General features: G+C 62.2%; 15 protein-coding genes. 3 read left to right on the top strand and 12 right to left on the bottom strand.

What is annotated here, in order from left to right; genetic code table 11:
- Window positions 1-2 precede the first annotated feature (2 nt).
- The 6 genes from rsmA to lptF form a co-directional block, all read right to left on the bottom strand.
- Complete coding sequence (gene rsmA / locus IE188_RS00885; protein WP_191284593.1) at window positions 3-842, bottom strand: 16S rRNA (adenine(1518)-N(6)/adenine(1519)-N(6))-dimethyltransferase RsmA; 840 nt, start codon at window positions 840-842, stop codon at window positions 3-5.
- Complete coding sequence (gene pdxA, locus IE188_RS00880) at window positions 839-1,840, bottom strand: 4-hydroxythreonine-4-phosphate dehydrogenase PdxA (protein ID WP_191284592.1); 1,002 nt, start codon at window positions 1,838-1,840, stop codon at window positions 839-841. The genes rsmA and pdxA overlap by 4 nt, the downstream gene beginning before the upstream one ends.
- Window positions 1,837-3,123, bottom strand: a complete 1,287-nt coding sequence (locus IE188_RS00875; protein ID WP_191284591.1) for a peptidylprolyl isomerase — start codon at window positions 3,121-3,123, stop codon at window positions 1,837-1,839. The genes pdxA and IE188_RS00875 overlap by 4 nt, the downstream gene beginning before the upstream one ends.
- A gap of 70 nt (window positions 3,124-3,193) precedes the next feature.
- Window positions 3,194-5,347, bottom strand: coding sequence for an LPS-assembly protein LptD (locus IE188_RS00870; RefSeq protein WP_191284590.1), 2,154 nt, complete (start codon window positions 5,345-5,347; stop codon window positions 3,194-3,196).
- Complete coding sequence (lptG, locus tag IE188_RS00865; protein ID WP_191284589.1) at window positions 5,347-6,444, bottom strand: LPS export ABC transporter permease LptG; 1,098 nt, start codon at window positions 6,442-6,444, stop codon at window positions 5,347-5,349. The genes IE188_RS00870 and lptG overlap by 1 nt, the downstream gene beginning before the upstream one ends.
- Complete coding sequence (gene lptF / locus IE188_RS00860; RefSeq protein ID WP_229836374.1) at window positions 6,441-7,640, bottom strand: LPS export ABC transporter permease LptF; 1,200 nt, start codon at window positions 7,638-7,640, stop codon at window positions 6,441-6,443. The genes lptG and lptF overlap by 4 nt, the downstream gene beginning before the upstream one ends.
- 96 nt (window positions 7,641-7,736) lie before the next feature.
- On the opposite strand from lptF, the gene IE188_RS00855 reads away from it, so the two are divergent.
- Window positions 7,737-9,215, top strand: a complete 1,479-nt coding sequence (locus IE188_RS00855) for a leucyl aminopeptidase (RefSeq protein WP_191284588.1) — start codon at window positions 7,737-7,739, stop codon at window positions 9,213-9,215.
- Window positions 9,215-9,727 carry a DNA polymerase III subunit chi gene (locus tag IE188_RS00850; RefSeq protein ID WP_191284587.1) on the top strand — a complete coding sequence of 171 codons (513 nt, stop codon included), beginning with the start codon at window positions 9,215-9,217 and terminating at the stop codon, window positions 9,725-9,727. The genes IE188_RS00855 and IE188_RS00850 overlap by 1 nt, the downstream gene beginning before the upstream one ends.
- A 29-nt stretch (window positions 9,728-9,756) precedes the next feature.
- Here the strand turns inward: IE188_RS00850 and IE188_RS00845 are convergent, their stop codons facing one another.
- From IE188_RS00845 to IE188_RS00835, 3 genes are all read right to left on the bottom strand, one after another.
- Window positions 9,757-10,344, bottom strand: a complete 588-nt coding sequence (locus tag IE188_RS00845) for a retropepsin-like aspartic protease family protein (protein ID WP_191284586.1) — start codon at window positions 10,342-10,344, stop codon at window positions 9,757-9,759.
- Between the two features lie 84 nt (window positions 10,345-10,428).
- Window positions 10,429-11,052: a MarC family protein gene (locus tag IE188_RS00840; protein ID WP_191284585.1), complete on the bottom strand. Its 624-nt coding sequence runs from the start codon at window positions 11,050-11,052 to the stop codon at window positions 10,429-10,431.
- A gap of 2 nt (window positions 11,053-11,054) precedes the next feature.
- Window positions 11,055-12,911 carry an ABC-F family ATP-binding cassette domain-containing protein gene (locus IE188_RS00835; RefSeq protein ID WP_191284584.1) on the bottom strand — a complete coding sequence of 619 codons (1,857 nt, stop codon included), beginning with the start codon at window positions 12,909-12,911 and terminating at the stop codon, window positions 11,055-11,057.
- 134 nt (window positions 12,912-13,045) lie between these two features.
- Between IE188_RS00835 and ndk the strand changes: the two genes are divergently transcribed.
- Window positions 13,046-13,468 (top strand): nucleoside-diphosphate kinase, encoded by a 423-nt coding sequence (ndk, locus tag IE188_RS00830; protein WP_191284583.1) that lies wholly within the window; start codon window positions 13,046-13,048, stop codon window positions 13,466-13,468.
- Between the two features lie 138 nt (window positions 13,469-13,606).
- Here ndk and IE188_RS00825 read toward each other — a convergent pair whose 3' ends face one another.
- The 3 genes from IE188_RS00825 to IE188_RS00815 form a co-directional block, all read right to left on the bottom strand.
- Window positions 13,607-13,948 (bottom strand): TfoX/Sxy family protein, encoded by a 342-nt coding sequence (locus IE188_RS00825; protein WP_191284582.1) that lies wholly within the window; start codon window positions 13,946-13,948, stop codon window positions 13,607-13,609.
- 414 nt (window positions 13,949-14,362) lie between these two features.
- Window positions 14,363-17,047 (bottom strand): cation-translocating P-type ATPase, encoded by a 2,685-nt coding sequence (locus IE188_RS00820; RefSeq protein ID WP_229836371.1) that lies wholly within the window; start codon window positions 17,045-17,047, stop codon window positions 14,363-14,365.
- 244 nt (window positions 17,048-17,291) lie between these two features.
- Window positions 17,292-17,966 (bottom strand): helix-turn-helix domain-containing protein, encoded by a 675-nt coding sequence (locus IE188_RS00815; RefSeq protein ID WP_191284580.1) that lies wholly within the window; start codon window positions 17,964-17,966, stop codon window positions 17,292-17,294.
- Window positions 17,967-18,133 lie beyond the last annotated feature (167 nt).

Here is an 18,133-nt window from a genome sequence, read left to right as displayed (position 1 = left end):
GGTCATTCTGCCAAGGCGCGGCTGAGCGCGCAGAAGGCTTCGATGCCGATCTCTTCGGCGCGCGCTGTAGGCTTGATCCTGACCGAGGTCAGTACATCTTCGATTTGCGGATGCAGACCCTTCAGCGACGCGCGCAGCATCTTGCGGCGCTGGCCAAAGGCTTTCGCCACGAGGGCTTGCAGCTTGTCCGCGTCCGCTTCGAAACGCGGTTCAGGCAGCGCGTCGAAATGCACCACGGCCGAGTGGATCTTCGGTGGCGGGGTGAAGGCTTCGGGTGGCAGTTCCATCACCACGCGCGGGGTGGTGCGCCATTGTGACAACACCGCCAGACGCCCGTATTTCTTCGATCCGGGCTGGGCGACGATACGTTCAGCGACTTCTTTCTGGAACATCAATGTCAAGCTGTCCCAGACCGGCGGCCAGCGGGGCGGGGTCAGCCAGCGCACCAGAAGTTCGGTGCCTACATTATAGGGCAGATTGGCGACGATGCGGATCGGCGGGGTCAGATGCTCCAGCGGGTCAAGCTCCAGCGCATCGGCGTTGATGACCTCAAGTCGGTCGGGATAGACTGCCTGGATCTCGGCCAAAGGTGCCATGGCGCGGCTGTCTTTCTCGACCGCCAGCACCTTGCGTGCGCCTTCGACCAGCAACCCGCGCGTCAACCCGCCGGGGCCGGGCCCGATTTCCAGAATGTCCGAGTTCGCCAGATCGCCCGCCTGCCGCGCGATCTTGGCGGTCAGGTTCAGATCCAGCAAAAAATTCTGCCCCAGCGATTTCTTGGCGGTCAGACCGTGGGTCGCAATCACCTCGCGCAGGGGGGGCAGGCCGTCGATCTGGCTCATGCCGATCGTTCCCAACGGCTGCGTCCCATCTGACGGGCCATGCGCAAGGCAGCGATCAAGGAGCTTGCATCCGCCTTGTCCGTGCCCGCGATGTCAAACGCCGTGCCGTGATCGGGCGAGGTGCGCACGAAGGGCAGGCCCAGCGTGACGTTGACGCCACCTGCAAAGTCGATGGTCTTGATCGGGATCAGGGCCTGATCGTGATACATGCAGACCGCCGCGTCATAACCTGCCCGCGCGGCGGCGTGGAACATCGTGTCGGCTGATTGGGGTCCGATCAGATCCAGCCCCTCGGCGCGCAGGTCGTCCAGAAGCGGGGTGATCATCTCGATCTCTTCCATCCCCATCGCGCCGCCTTCGCCCGCATGGGGGTTCAGCCCGGCGACAGCGATGCGCGGAGTGGCGATCGCGAAATCCCGTATGAGCGCCGAATGGGTTGTCCGAATAACCTGCGCCAGAAGGTCACGGGTTAGGGCAGTCGGCACCTCGGACACCGCGATGTGGATGGTTGCGGGTACGACGCGCAAGCCCTCGCAGGCCAGCATCATCACCACATCCGCCCCGCCCGCCAGATGGGCCAGAAACTCCGTATGGCCGGGGAAGGCAAAGCCCGCGCCATCTTTCAACGCCTTCTTGTGAATCGGGTTGGTGCAGACCGCCAGCGCCTCGCCCGAGCGGCTCAGCGCCACGGCCTGTTCGATCACCGCAATGATGTGCGGCGCATGGTCCGCTTGGGGGTCGCCGGGGCGGCGGGGGCTGGGAAAGGCGTGGCACAGCACCGGCAAGCTGGATGCGGTTAACGCTTCGGCGGGCGTTGCAATCTCGGTAAATTCCGTGCCGAGCGGCAAGTGCGACGGATCACCGATCAGAAAAAACGGCACCTTACCCCGCAGCGCGGTGAAGGCCGGCCCGGCGATGTCCGGGCCGATCCCTGCCGGTTCACCGATGGTCAGGGCAATGGGGGGCAAGCGGTCCTTGGACGGCGACGCGTCGGTCATTGCCCGCTATAGTCTTCGATATAGGCCGCGGCCTTTAACTCGTCCAGATAGGCGCTGGCGAAGCTCTGCAGGCGCTGGTTTTGCAACTGACGCTTGATGTCCTCGCGGCTGACCTCTTCCGGCAGATCGCGGGTGCGTGAACACAGCATCAGGAACACGAGGTTCTGCCCGGAGGCCGAGGTCAGGTTGGTTGAAACCTCGCCCTCGTCCAGCTTGGCCAGTTCCAGCGCGTAACCGGTGGGCACCTGACCGATGGGCAGGCTTTCGCGTTGCAGTTGTGCAGGCGTTGCAACGGGAACGACGCCATAAAGATCGTCGCAGGTATCGACCTTGGCGCGAATACTAGCGGCTTCGCCAAGGGCGGTTTCCGTGCGTCCGCCGGGCAGCAGCAGGGTGGCGTAATCCACGGTCACATCCTTCGGTTGCGGCGTGTCCGTTTCTTCGATCGCGCGCATCTGAAAGACTGCAACGCCGTTCTTGACCGGGATCGGGTCGCTGACATGCCCCGGTGCCAGCGGCAGGATCTGCGCGGCGACAGCGGGGGGCAGGTTCGACAGGTCCATCCACTGCAGTCGACCCGAGCGCCCGCGTGACGGTGCCACCGAATACTGCCGCGCGGCGGCGGCGAAGGCGGGCAGGGTCGTAATCTCGCTCAGTTCCGAGGCGCGCGCGTTCGACGCCTGCATCTGCGCCGGGGTTTGGGCTGGCAGGATGATTTCGGACAGCAGAACCCGCACGCCCTGTCCGGGGCGGGTCAGGGCAAGCTGGCGATCCACCTCGTCATCCGTGACTTCGACCCGGCCGGCCCAGCGGGCGCGCACGACGCCGCGCCACGCAATCCCGCCTGACACGAAGTCGCGGAATGTCTCGGGTGCGATGCCGGCCTGTGCAATGATCTTGTTGAAGGTCTCGACATCCAGATTGAAGCGGCCGGTAAACTCCTCCATCCCGGCAAGGATTTCCTCGGCGGTGGGGTTCACATCCGCGTTTTCGGCGGCTTGGCGCTGCAATGCCTCATCGGTCAGTTGTTCCAATGCCAGTTCACGCAGATTGCCGGGGGCCTTCAGGATGGTCAGAAACGCCATGCGTTGCGACAATTCATAGGCGGTGATCACGCGGTCATTGACCTTTTTCACCGGGGCGAACAGATCCTGCGCCAAGGCCGTCCCCGCGCCCAGCGACGCCGCGACCAGCATCCCCGCCATCACCGTCGTGGCAAGGCGCTTGACCAGGCGAAATCTCGGCCCGGTGCGGGCGCGGCGGTTGATCATGCGTTTCACCATTGTCCTGTCCGTTCTGCTCTGCGTCATCTTATGCCGTCATCTCAATCTGCGGGTCAATTCACGGGCCCGGTCAGCCACTGCATTTATGGGCCGTTTTGCCCCGTGCCCCGCCAAACCCCGTCAATTCGACCTTGAAGCCGAAATCCGTCGTTGGCGTCACATTAATCGAGGATGTGAAACGACGCGAGAGGGAAAGGTCCATAAAAAGGCATTCATTTTGATAACGCAGACCCAATCCGGCGCGCGTGGCCTGCCGGGCTTCAAGATCGAAGCTGCCATCGGCCGACAGGCGCCAGAAATCGCTGATCTGATAGGCGCCGTCCAGCCGCAATTCGTGGGTCGGGTCGGGGCGGTTTTCAGCCAGGTCTTCGATCACCCAGATATGGGCGGCGCTGATCTGGAAATCTTCGGCCAGATAGGCGGCGCGGGTTTCGGACTTGGTGATCCCCAGATTGTCGTCCAGCAGCGCACGCCCCTGCAGCGCGAACCGCCCGCCGATGTTCACATGCGCCCCCAGAAGCCAGTCGGACCGGTCGCCCGCCAGGCCAGAGGCATCGGTGAACTGGTCGAACCCGCCTTCGCGAAACACCCGGCCTGCCGCCAGCGTGAACGCCCAGCCGGCGGGCGAATGGCGCGTCCAGCTCAGCCCAAGCGCCGCCCGCGCGCCGTCTTCGCGCCGGTCATAGCCGGGAAAGCGGTTCAGATCGAACAGGTTGGCTTCGTCAAATTCGACGAACACGCTGTCTTCGTTGGGAATGTCGGCCCCGACCTGCTTGGACCATGCCACATGGGCGACCGGCTCAAGAATGTCGACCGCGCCCGATGCCGCCACACGCGACATTGGCCATCTGAGCGTCACCCCTGCAGACGGGGCCGCGAAGCTTTGTTCCGAAAGAAATCGGCTGTCCTGTTCGATCCAATAGACATTGGCATCCACACCCGCCTCGGCCTCGATCACCAGACCGGCAGGGCCGATCCAACTGCGCGACCAGCCCAGCCCGGCGCCCATCCGGGCCATGTCGCGGCCCAGTATGTCCTGCGTGCTTTCGCGAAAATGCGCCTGCCAGGACAGGGTGCCGCGCAGTTCGCCCCCCAGCCATTGCGGGAAAAGGCGGCGTTCATAAAATGCATCGACCTGGGCAAATGGCAGTTGATCCGAAATCGGCAACTCGCTTTCGCGCAATGTGTCATAGCGGGTGATGCCGCCGAACACGAACTCGTCCCGACGCGCGCGCATCACTTCGATTGCGTTGCGCAGCCGGTCCTGATCGGAATAGCCATAATCCAGCAGATAGGCCGGGTCCGAAGCCTCTTGCAGTTCGAAGCTGAGCGTATAGTCGCGGGGCAGGGCGAACGTGCCTTCGCCAAAGACATAGTATCGCGTCTGGTCGGGCAGCACATCGTCACGGCTGATGGCGCCCGAAAACGCAATGTCACCGACCCGGAACGCGTGGCGATACCGCAGCTCAAGCGTGGAGGTGTTGGCCGCCAGAAACGGGGACAGGGTCAGGTCCGCGTGATCGCCGAGACGCAGAAAGAACGGGGCGACGACCCCGACGCCCAGCGTCGAGGTGGTGCGGATGCGCGGCGGCAGGAAGCCGGTGGCGCGTTTCAGGGTGGGGTCGGGCAGGCGCAGCCGCGGCAGATAGAACACCGGCACATCCGCGATGCGAAGCTGCGCGCCGTGGAAATACAATTGCCGGGCCTTTTCGTCATGCACCACGCGGTCGGCGCGGATCTGCCACAAAGGCACCGGGTTGGTCTTGCACACATGGCAGGACGAGGCCGCAACACGGGTCATTTGCGTATAGCGATCATTCACGCGGTTGATCTGGGCGGCGGCGATCTGCAACTGCTCGTTCAACACCAGCCGCGCGCTTTTCAGGATGCCGTTGCGCAGGTCCGATGCCAATTCCGCCGCCTGTGCGATCAGCACGGTTCCGTCAGGGCGGCGGATGGTGATCGGGCCCTCGATGCGGAGCGTGTCGGTGGTTTTGTCGTAAATCACGGATGAGGCGGTCAGGCGCGTTCCTTCATACAGGACCACCACATTGCCCCGCGCGATCAGGGCGCTGTTGCCTTCGACGCGCACCTGATCGGCGATAAGGCTGGCCTGACCTGCAAGGGCGGCACCCGACGCAAGGGCAAGGACACCCGACGCAGTGGCAAGCCCCAGCAAGGCGGCCGCCAGTCCTGCGCGTGCTCTGGCCCAAAGGTTGTCCATCACCCGTCCTCCAGATGCAACAAAAGCCCCATGGGCATCATGATCGCGGCGATGGGCGGCGCCCATGCGGCCAAAAGCACGGGGATCTGCCCGTTCTCACCCAGAATTTGCGCGAAATTGCGGATGAAGTAAGCCCCAAACCCCATCATCAGCGCCAACAGCACCATGATCCCGGTGCGGCCAAAACGAGTATGGCGCATGGTGAAACCCGCCCCGATCAAAACCATGGCGACCAGAAAGAAGGGTGTTGCCAGTTCCATATGAAACCAGACCTGATGGGCGCGGGCGGAAAACCCGGCGGCCTCCAACTGGTTGATGAAGCGCGGCATGTCCCAGATCGAGATCGAACTGGGCTTGCCGAAGCTGTCGCGGATCTGTTCCTGCGTCAGGTTTGAATCCACCAGATATTCATCGAAGGACTGCGATTCCAGTTCGGGGTTGTCGGCGTTTTCCAGATCCCAGACCTTGGCGCCGGTCAGCATCCACTGTCCGGGTTCAAGCTGCGCGGTCTTGGCCTCGATCCGCAGGGTTGGCAAGCCGTCGGGCGCAAAGGAAAAGAAGGTCACGCCCGACAGGCTGGTGCCTTCCAGATCGGACCGGGTGGCGCGGATCACGGTCTGGCCGTCTTCGTTGCCCTGCCGAAGCCAGACACCCTCGGTCGAGATCGACAGGACCGACCCGCCCGTTCCCTCGTATTGCGCGGCGATGCGTTCGTATTTCTTTGACGTTGCCGCTGCGATCGGGTTGCCCACCGCCACCGCGATCAGGCCGAACAGGAACACGGTCAGCGCGGGCGAGATCAGCGTGTTCAGGGCGGATCGCCCTGCCGCCCGGGTCACGACCATTTCCGAACTGCGCGCAAGGCTCAAAAACATCCACAGGGTCGCCAATATGACGATCAGCGGCAGGATGCGATACATCCAGACCGGGGCGTTCAGAAGCGTCAGGCTGAGTATGTTTCCGAACCCGACAGCGGCGCTGTCAAACCGGCGCATGCTTTCCACCATGTCCAGAAGCACGAAGATCATCGCCAGCACGACCAGCATGGTCAGGAAGGCAAACAGGAACCGGCGCGCGATATAGAGGTGAAGTTTCATGCGACCCCTCCGGCCGGTGTCCGCGACAACTCGCGCAGGGTGCGCCGCCGGCGTCGCAGGTCGCGCGCGGACGGGCGGCTGGCCAGGATCAGGATCACGATGTTCATCACCGCGCCCACTGCCGTCGCCGCATAAACCAGCCATAACAGGCTTGCGTCACGCCGCGCCATGTCCAGCATCGTGTTGTCCACGGTTTGCAAAAGCGCCACGGTGCCAAGCGCCAGAACCACCTGCCGCCACAGCCCGAACCGGCTGAACCCTGCGACGATCAGCATCGAGAACCCGGTCATCGCGGTCACGATCGAATACAGCGCCTGTGCGTTGCGGAAATGCCCCTCGGCGCGCAGGGCTGCAAGGGTTTCGCCGGTCTCGACCAACGTGGCCTTGGGTGGGTTCAGAAGCTCGGGCGTATAGATCTGGGTGACGGAGCGATTGCCGCCGATCGGTCCGGACAGAAGGGCCGAGATGTCATAGGTGAAGTTCTTGAATCTGGTGGTCGACAGCCGTTGCGAGCTGTCGTTCAACACCTGCGCGAGTCCGTCAAACATGATCAGTCGCGGCCCGGCATCGGTGCGCAGGATCAGCGCCTTCTTGGCGGTATAGGTGTATTTCTGCCCCTCGTCGCGGTCGTCCGACAGGAAAATGTCCAGCAGTTCGCCCGCCGGGCTGATCTCGCGGATATAGAGGGTCACGCCCTCGACCGGGTGCACGAAGCTGCCCTCGGTCAGAAAGCGCGCTGTGATATTCTCGGCGACCTCGGCCTGGCGTTCGGCAAAACGCAACTGGCTCATCGGGACCAGCACGTGGGTCAGGACCAGCATGAACAGCGCGGTAAAGACGCCAAACACCAGAACCGGTCGCGCCAGTCGGAACGGGCCGAAACCTGCGGCCTGCGCGACCACCAGTTCGCTTTCCGCGTTCAGCCGGTTCGTCACCGACACCGCGGCCGCGAAGGACGCGATGGGGATGATGAACACGATCACGCCCGGCACGATCATCGCCGAAAACTCAAGAAACACCATGGCGTTCTGACCGTTGGCGATCAGCTGATCGAACAGCCTGACCGCCCGGTTCACCCAGAACAAGAGAACCAGCACCAGCCCGTAAAAGCCAAACAGCAAAATCATTTGCGACAGCATATAGCGGTCGAATCTGGCCACGTTACCCCCGGTGAACCCCAACATGTTGTGGGTCATTTTCTAGCCGATCCCTTGGCCGGGGAAAACTGCTATCTGGCCTTTCGGTGTGCCTCTGGCTAGGAATGGCAAAAGATTGCCTGAAAGGAATGTCCCATGACGACCCCGATCCAGCCCGTTTTCAGCGAAGTGAACCTTGATGCCATCGGCGAGCACGAAGGCCGCGTGGCCGTGGTCTTGTCCGAACCGGGCAAGCTGCACCCGGCAGCGCGGAGGGTTAACAAGCTGACCCGTGGCGCGCTTCTGCGGTTTGCCGAAAGCGAGGCGTTTGAGAAGATGAAGGACGGGGACGCGCATGAATTGGCCTTTCCCACGGGGATGAAGGCCGAGGCCGTGCAGGTCATCCGGCTGGCACCCCGCGCCGATCAGACCACCGCGCGCAAGGCGGGCGGGGCCATCGGCAAATCCATGGCCGGCAAGGATGTTCTGGTTCTGGCCGGTCCGGTGAAACACGCCGATGATCTGGCGCTGGGGGCGGTGCTGCGCGCCTATGCCTTCAACGATCACAAGACCGGCAGGGACGACAAGGTCACGCCGGGCAACCTGTCGCTGATGGTGTCGCGCGTCGACCAGTTCGAGGGCGCCGCCGAGCGCATCAATGCGCAAAGCGATGGGGTCTTTTTCACCCGCGACCTTGTAAACGAGCCCGCTAATGTGCTGACCACCACCGAATTTGCCGACCGCCTTGTGGCGCTGAAAAAGCTCGGGGTGACAGTCAAGGTGCTGGAAGAGGACGCGTTGGAGAAGCTTGGAATGCGCGCGCTTCTGGCCGTGGGGCAGGGGTCCGAGTCGCCGTCCAAGGTGGTCGTGATGGAATGGATGGGTGGTGAGAAGGGCGTCGCCCCGCTGGCGCTGGTCGGCAAGGGCGTCGTGTTTGACACCGGCGGCATCAGCCTGAAACCCGGCGCGGGAATGGAAGACATGACCATGGATATGGGCGGGGCAGGCACCGTGGCGGGCGTCATGAAAACGCTGGCCACCCGCAAGGCCAAGGCGAACGTGGTCGGACTGGTCGGTCTGGTGGAAAACATGCCCGATGGCCGTGCGCAGCGCCCCGGAGATATTGTGGCCTCGATGAAAGGCGACACGATCGAGGTGATCAACACGGATGCCGAAGGCCGGCTCGTCCTGTGTGACGTCATGTGGTACGCGCAGGAAGAATACAAACCGGCTGGCATGATCGACTTGGCCACCCTGACCGGCGCGATCATAATCGGGCTCGGGCATGACAACACCGGCGTGTTCTCGAATGACGATACCCTGTGCAACGGGCTTCTGGATGCTGCCAAAGCCGAAGGCGAAGGCGCATGGCGGATGCCGATGGGGCCGGGCTATGACCAGTTGATCAAGTCGCACAAGGCCGACATGAAAAACGTGGGCGGCCGCCCCGCAGGGTCGATCACCGCCGCACAGTTCCTTGGTCGGTTCGTCAAGGACGGCCAGCCCTGGATCCACCTCGACATTGCCGGCACCGCGCAGGTCGCGCAGGACGGGCCCTTGTGGCCCAAGGGTGCGACCGGTTGGGGCGTTCTGACCCTGAACCGTCTTGTGCAGGACATGTACGAGGCCGAGTGATGTCAGACCCGGCAACCGAAACCGACAGCGGGCAGGGCGCGTCACAGGACAAGACCGGCGAGGTCTTTTTCTATCACATGACGCGCAGCCCGCTTGAGGCGACATTGCCGGTGCTTTTGCAAAGATCGTTGCAGGCAGGTTGGAAAATCTGCCTGCGCGGTACCGATCCCGCGCGGTTGGACTGGCTGGATGAGCGGCTGTGGACGGCGTCTGATGACGGTTTTTTGCCGCACGGGCTGGCAGGCGGGCCGCATGATGCGGATCAGCCTGTGCTGTTGACCACGGACATGACCCTGGCCCACCCCGCCGATGCACTGATTTTGGTCGACGGAGCGGCGGTCAGTTTTGATGAAATGACCGCGCTGACCCGCGTCAGTATCCTGTTCGACGGCAATGATCCGGACGCCGTTTCCCGCGCCCGCGCGCAATGGAAAGAGGTGGTCGCCGCAGGTTGCACCGCCAAATACTGGAGCCAGGAAAGCGGCCGGTGGGAGATGAAGGCAAGCTCTTAACGCTATGATATAGCGCGATTAAACGCGTATCAGCCACCCCGGGTCAGGATCAGCCTGTCCCGCTCGATCTCGATCTTCTCGAACCGCTGCAGATAGTCGTTGCCCAACAGCGACCCCGGCATTTCGCCATCATTCACCCAGACCTCGACGCCGAAATCCTCGATCCCCAGAAGCTCGACCCGGGCGATGCGGGCAGGTGCTGTGCGTACCGGGCCATTGGCGCTCATCGCGCGGCCGAAAAAGCGCAACGCCTCCATCTGTACACCCGCGCGTTCTGCGTCTTCCTTGGTCAGAACGATCTGGCTGGCGCCGGTGTCGACGACGAAATCAATCGGCTGTCCGTTCAACAGCAGCGTCGCATAGAAATGCCCGTCACGCGCGCGCGGCAGCACGATCTGCCCGGTTTCCTGCACCACGCTTTGCCGGGGGGTGATGTCGTTTCGGATATCCTGCCATAGTCCGACCCCGGCCAGTGCGCCGATGAAGATCAGCCCCCAGATCAGCGCATGGCGAAAGGTCTGGCCGATATTCTTGCGGTTTTCCGCGATGAAATATCCCCCGATCGCCACAAGAAGCAGGGTCAGATAGATCGCGCGGGCATAGTCGTCGCCGGTCATGCGGGTCTCCGAGATAGGTACCTGAAAGATATAGGAACGACTGGCGGACTTGTCACCGGGGCACCGCGCCGCGCAGGAAATGTGCTATCCCATCAGGCCGAAATCGCGAAGCCCATCCAGAATGAACTGCACGGCCAGCGCCGACAGCAGCATCCCCAGAAGTCGTGTCACCACCTTGATGCCCGTTTCGCGCAATACGTGCTCCAACAGCGATGCTGCGTTGAACAGAATGAACGCGATCAGAAGCACCAAGGCCATTACGGTCAGCGCCAATGCGAGGCCCGTCAGACCATCGCCCTGTCCCGACAGCAAGATGACGGTGGCAATCGACCCCGGCCCCGCCATGATCGGGATGGCCAATGGAAAGACCGACGGGTCGTCATGCGTATCATGCCCTTCCTCTGACTGATCCTTGCGCCGTTGGGTGCGGCGTTCAAACAGCATGTCCAGCGCCAGCAGCAACAACAATATCCCGCCAGAGATCCGGAACGCCGCCATCGAGATACCCAGGAACCCCAGAACATTCTCGCCGAGAAATGCAAACAGGATCAGAATGACCGCCGCCGTGGCGCAAGCCCGCAACGCAATCGCCCGCCGCTCGCGCTTGGTTCTTCCCCGCGTCAGCGCCATGAACAAAGGCGAGATGCCAATCGGGTCCATCACCACAAATAACGTGACAAAAGCGGGGATGAACAGCTCAAGTTCCATGCCTAACCCTCGGCTTTTTCAAGCTTATCCTGCGCGCGCAACCAGAGCTCTTCGGCCCGGTCCAGGGCGTCGTGCACCTCGGCGTGCTTTCTCTGCCAGACCACGACTTCATCCTTGCGTTCGGGATCGTAAATGCCCGGATCGCCCAGCTTGGCGTCCAGCTTGTCGCGCATCGCTTCCAGCTTTTCGACCCGCGCCTCGGCTTTGCGCAGCTCGGCCCGCAGGGCCAGGATCGTGTCGCGGTCGGCCCGTTTCGGCTTGGTTGGCGCAGGCTTGGCCCTGGCGGGCTTCTTGTCCTCGTCCGAAGACAGAAGCATCTTGCGATAATCCTCCAGGTCGCCCGCGAACGGGGCGACGTGGCCATCATTGACCAGCCACAGCCGGTCGGCCACCAGCCCCAGCAAATGCATGTCGTGACTGACCAGAACCACCGCGCCGGAATAGGCGGTCAGCGCCTCGACCAAAGCCTCGCGGCTTTCGATATCCAGATGGTTGGTCGGTTCGTCCAGGATCAACAGGTGTGGCGCGTCCAGAGTGGCCAGAAGCAGGGTCAGCCGCGCCTTCTGTCCGCCCGACAACCGCGCCACCACCGTCTCGGCCTGATCCGCACCCAGCCCGAACCCCGCCAGCCGCGCCCGATGGCGGCCCGGCACCTCGTTCGGGCGCAGGCGGCGCAAATGCTCGACCGGCGTTTCGTCTTCGTAAAGCTCGTCCATCTGGTGCTGCGCGAAATAGCCGATGCGCAGCTTGGAGGACTTGGTCATCCGCCCGCTCATCAGATCAAGCCTGCCTGACAAGAGCTTGGACAGCGTGGATTTTCCCTGACCGTTCTTGCCCAGAAGCGCGATCCGGTCGTCCTGGTCGATCCGCAGATCCATCCGCGATAGAACGGTGGTGTCACCGTAACCGCAGGACGCGCCTTCCATATTGATGATGGGGGGCGACAACTCTTCGGGCTCGGGGAAACTGAACGCCTTCAACGCGGCCTCTTGCGGGGTGGTGATGGTCTTCAGCTTCTCGATCATCTTCAGACGAGACTGCGCCTGCACGGCCTTTGAAGCCTTGGCCCGGAACCGATCCACGAAACTCTGCAAATGGGCGCGCCGCGCCTCGATCTTCTTGTTCTCGCTTTCCGCGACCGCCAGCCGCGCGGCACGGGTTTCGGCAAACCGGTCATACGGTCCCTGATACAGTGTCAGTTTGCGGTCTTCCAAATGCAGGATCGCTCCGACGGAACGATTCAGCAGTCCGCGATCATGGCTGATGATCAGAACCGTGTGCGGATAGCGCGTCAGGTATTGTTCCAGCCACAACGCGCCTTCCAGATCCAGATAGTTGGTCGGCTCGTCCAGCAAAAGCAAATCGGGCTCAGAGAACAACACCGCCGCAAGCGCCACCCGCATCCGCCAGCCGCCGGAAAAATCGGCACAGGGCAGGGCGTGCTGGTCATCGTCGAACCCCAGGCCTTTCAGAATCGCAGACGCCCGCGCCTCGGCGCTCCAGGCGTCGATATCGGCCAGACGGGTCTGAATATCGGCAATCCGGTGGGCGTCGGTGGCGGTCTCGGCCTCTGCCATCAGCGCGGCGCGTTCGGTATCCGCCGCCAGCACCGTATCCAGAAGCGAGGTCTGCGAGGCAGGCACCTCCTGTGCCACGCCCCCGATGCGCGCGCCCTTCGGCACCGAGATGTCCCCGGCCTCCAGCGACAGCTCGCCCCGGATCAGGCGAAACAGCGTCGTCTTGCCCGTGCCATTGCGCCCGACAAGGCCAACCTTGTGACCATCGGGGATGGTGGCCGACGCGCCTTCAAACAGCGGGCGTCCTTCAACGGCATAGGTGATGTCTGAAATCCGAAGCATGAAACCCCATGTGCCTGAGCCGGGCAGCCTCGTCAATCGCCGCTTTTCAAAACGCCGATCCCATGTTACGGGACGCGCAAATCACATCCGCATCAGGGCAGGGGCCTTGACGCTCAAACGCAAAAGGGACCGACATGGCCATTCAACGCACTTTCTCGATCATCAAACCCGATGCCACCAAACGCAACCTGACCGGCGCCATCAACGCCAAGATCGAAGCCGCCGGCCTGCGCATCATCGCACAGAAGCGCATCCACATGACGCAGAAACAAGCCGAAACCTTCTATGGCGTCCACAAGGACCGCCCCTTCTTCGGTGAACTGGTCGAGTTCATGATTTCCGAGCCGGTCGTCGTGCAGGTTCTGGAAGGCGAAAACGCGATCAAAGCCTACCGTGACGTCATGGGCGCCACCAACCCGGCCGACGCTGACGAAGGCACCATCCGCAAGGAATTCGCCCAGTCGGTTGGCGAAAACTCGGTCCACGGCTCGGACGCCCCGGAAACCGCCGCAGAGGAAATCGCCTACTTCTTCTCGGGTCTGGAACTGGTTGGCTAAGCCCACCCGTCAGATTGACAAAAAGCCGCTCAGGGGAACCTGGGCGGCTTTTTCATTTGCACGATGGTGTTTCTTCTGGCCCGAAATATCCCGGGGTGAGGGGCAGCGCCCCTCTGGCTCACACCGTGAGCCACCTGTTCAACGTCCCGTCTGCCGCAGGATCCCGATCTCGTCCAGGATCGCCTCCATCTTGCGCTCGGACACTCCGGTCTGTCCGATCTCGGCCTTCAGCGCACCAAACCGCGCGCGAAGCTCGGCCTTCTCCTTGCCCGTACAGTCATTCCACGGCCGCCCCTGCAACCCCATGACCATAGCATAGTATCCGATGAAATGGGGACGAGAACCCGCCGCCAGAAAACGGCGATAGGCCTCGTCTGCGCCCATGTCCCGCAATTCATCCGCCGAGTGAATGCCCGCCCGGGCAAACGCCGCATCCGACGCAGGCCCAAGATTGCGTATGGACGATACAGGATCAGTCATGATCCCAACTTAAGCGTGTCGCGCAGCCGTGAAAACCCGTCAGATGCTGGCCCAGTCCGTGAACACCACGGCGGGTGTCTCGGGCTCGTCCCGTTTTGTTCTGTCGGTTTTCGGCGGTGTCTGCTGTCGAAGATAGCGAACGACGCGCTTTGGTGTTTTAATCTGTTTATTCTGTGACTTATATACCATTACCCCACTCCAGATGCTGAGGGTTGCGCCGGAATATGACGCACCGTTTTCCCCACCAGAGACCTTTCGGTATTCACATGTTAACATATTGTTAGGAATTTGCCGCGACTAAATATTTCACAATCCTGTTGTCTTTTGAAACATTGTGGCGCCCATGTCACAAATCACATGCCGGATGCGTTCTTCCAGGGGGGCTCGGGCAGAGAAAAAGGTCGTCGATTTCTGTCAATGCGCCGGGCGCAAGCTGACATAGATCTGTCCCATCACCAACGGAATGAAACTGGCACTCGTCGCCAGCAGCAATCCGGCACCGCCCGGATCGGGCAATTGCAAAACACTCGACAAGCCCGGCACCCAAAGGGCTGCCGCGATCAGCCCAATACACAGGGTGATCGCGCCCCAGATCCAGGGGTTGCGCGTCACATCATTGACGAACACCCGCCCCCCCGGCACCCGCACGTTGAACACGTTCCACAACTGCGCCAGCGCAAGGGTCAGGAAGGCCACCGTTACGGACCGCCCCACATCCAGTTTCAACCAATGCAGTGCCAGCCAGAATGCGCTTAGCGTGGCAAGGGTAATTGCCCCACCCAGAACGCCGATGTCGGTCCAGCGGCTGCGATCAACGATGTCTTCTGCCGGATTACGCGGGGGGTGGTGCATGACGGTGTCATCTCCTGCGCCCAGCCCCAGCGCGAAGGCAGGAAACACATCCGTCACGAGGTTCAGAAACAGGATCTGCAGCGGCAGCAGGGGCATCGGAAGGCCCGTGCCGACAGCCAGACCGACGATCAGCACCTCGCTGACATTGCAGGACATCAGATAGACGACAAACTTTCGGATGTTGTCGAAGATTACGCGCCCCTGATGCATTGCCGCGATGATGGTACCGAAGGCATCGTCGCGCAGCACCATATGCGCGGCTTCGCGGGCGACCTCGGTGCCGCGCTGGCCCATTGCGATCCCGATATCGGCCTTTTTCAGGGCAGGGGCGTCGTTGACGCCGTCACCGGTCATCGCAACGATATGGCCGTTCGCCTGGTAGAGCGTGGCGAGTTTCAGCTTGATGACAGGGTCCACACGGGCAAAGACATCGGCGGCAAGGATACGGTCGCGCAAGGCTCCGTCGGTTGTATCGGGGTCGAAACCCGTCAGCTCTTGCCCCTCGATCACGGCCAAAGGGCGACCCTTCGTGCCGAGACCTGCCTGTTTTGCGATGGCGGCCGCCGTTTTGGCATGATCGCCCGTCATCATCACAACGCGCACCCCAGCGGTGCGGGCTGCGGCGATGGCCGCGGCGACATCTTCGCGCAAAGGATCGTGAAAACAGACCAGCCCGACGAGGGTCAAGCCTTCATAGGGCGCCGCATCTTCGCGATCCGACGGCTTCATCGCCATGGCCAGCAAGCGCAGCCCGTCCGCTGCGGCATCTGCGGCGCGGTCCAGCCACCGGGCGCGCGCGGCGGGGTCCAGTTCCTGCGGCCCGTCTGGTCCCAGCACATGGGTGCAGGCGTCGATCACGGCTTCGGGTGCACCTTTGACCGCAAACTGATACCCACCGTCGATGCGATGGACGCTTGCCATCATTTTGGCGTCCTGGGCAAAGGCGTGCTCTGTCACCTTCGTGCATTTCTGCAACATGTGATCGCACCCCAGACCGGTCCGCTGGGCAACACGCAGCAGCGCCAGTTCCATCGGATCGCCGGAGGGGGCCGCGCGCCCGTGTCCCAATGTCGCGCTGTTGCAAAGCGCACCAATCCGCAGCATCTGAGAAAGGCGCGCGTCCTGCATGGGGTCGGTCCTTTGACCGTCGATTTCAAACTGAACCGCGCCCTCCTGATGCGTCAGGTCCACATCAGCCGCAGCAACAAGATAGCGCGCAACCGTCATGCGGTTCTCGGTCAGCGTGCCGGTCTTGTCAGTCAGGATCACCGTGGTCGCGCCCAGGGTTTCCACCGATGACAGGCTTGAAATGATCGCGTTGCGCGCGGCCATGCGCCACATACCGCGCGCAAGGCTCAACGTGGCGACAACCGGCAATCCTTCGGGAACCGCAGCAACCGCCAATGCCACACCGGTCTGAACCATCGTGAACATGTCGTGCCCGCGCAGGATACCGGCGCCGATCACCAAGGTCGCAAGCGCCAGCGTCAGCCAGACCAACCTGTGTCCCAGCCGATCCAAACGCTTTTCCAGAGGCGAGGACGCGGCATGGGCGGTTTGCACAAGATGGCTGATACGCCCCAGTTCCGTGGCCATTCCGGTGCCCGTCACGATGCCCACCCCCGACCCCTGGGTGATGGCCGTGCCCTTGTAGACCATGCTGGCGCGATCCCCGATCACGGCCCCTGGTGGTACTGGATCGGTTTGTTTGGCCACCGGCGCGGATTCTCCGGTCAGCACGGATTCGTCGCATTCCAGACGTGACGCTTCGGCCAGTCGTAGATCGGCAGTGACCACTTCCCCGGCTTCAAGCAGGACGATATCACCCGGCACCAGATCTTGCGCGTCGATACGCAGGTCTTGACCGTCCCGTCGGACGCGGGTGGAAACCGACGCGATATCCAGCAATGCCTCCATCGAGCGCGCTGCGCGCAGCTCGGTGAAAAACCCGATCGCGGCATTGATCAACAGAACAACGACGATCGCGATACCTTCGGCAACGTCGCGAAAATAGAAGGACAACCCGGCCGCAAACGCAAGAAGCCAGACGATCACGCCTTCGGCTTGATGCGCCAGGATCAGAAACGGGCTTTGCCGGGCATGCGCGCGCAACTGGTTCGGGCCGTGGCGGTCGTGTCGAAGCGCAACGGCACGCGCATCCAGCCCACGCTCTGGATCCACATCAAGTGCTTTGGCCACGGAGATAACGGATTGGGCATACACGGCATTCTGATTTTCGTCGTTCATAACCGCCATCGGGTTTGCTGTTGCGCTTCCGGGTGGTGCACGCCCCGAAAACCTTGAAGGGGCCGTCTGCACTCGGCTGACCCGAAGGGTGTTTTCATGGCAAGCTTATCACAGTCACGGGGTGTTGAGTGGCGCGCGGGCGTCGCCTCTTGTTCCATCGCCGCCCACATGCGCTGTATGAGAAGACGGGTCACGCAGGCTCATTCGCCCGTCCCGTCCCGGTGTTCCGGGTGACCGGCGACCCCTAGTCAGCATCGCCTTTCGACAGCGCGACAAGCGCCTCGGGCTGCAACAGGATGATCGTATAGATATTGTCGACGGCAATGATCCCGCGTCTGTGAAACTGCGCAAATGTCCGGCAAACCGTTTCGGTCGACAAGCACAGAAAATCGGCGATATCGGCGCGGGGCATGGGCAGGTCGATCTGGCGATTGCCGTCCTGGTCCGTGCCATGGCGCGCGATCAGGACGCTCAGAAACGACGCGACTTTTTCGACTGCTGATTTATGTCCAAGCATCATGAAGTGATCCTGCATCGCGCTGATCTCGCGCATTGCAGCCTCGAGCAGCAGGGCGTGCAGTTTGTCATCCCGGCCGCCATGTTCCAGTGCGGACCGGTGCAGTGGCTGCAACCGCGCATCTGCAAGAGCGTCGCAATCGGTATGGTGGAGGCCATCGGAAGGGAAGCCAACGACATCGCCCGGATAACCGAAGGCAATGACCTGGCGTCGACCGTCCTCAAGCAGCCGTGCCAATCGCAATACACCCGACTTGACCTGATACAGCCAGTTCACCTTGTCCCCTTCGTAATACAGGTATGACCCGGCTTTCAGACGAGTCTCGGCCTGATTGCGGTGGGATGTCTGAAGGCTGAGAACCGGTCCAATGGTGCTGTTTACAGTCGGAAGGGTGACATACATCGCAGGGGTCTCCTCTGTTCGTCCAGAAGGGACCATGGACTGCGTTCGTATCAGCGATGGTGGTCAGGCTGCGTAGATTTGTATCATTTTGTATGCAGCCCTTTTCTTATAGGGTTCCGGCACCAACCTATTGGTTGTCATCGGCAGTCACCGACAAAGGGGACATA

Origin of the sequence: Aliiroseovarius zhejiangensis, from assembly GCF_014656375.1 — a bacterium.
Lineage (GTDB): Bacteria > Pseudomonadota > Alphaproteobacteria > Rhodobacterales > Rhodobacteraceae > Aliiroseovarius > Aliiroseovarius zhejiangensis.
This window is presented reverse-complemented; position numbering and strand designations above follow the sequence as displayed.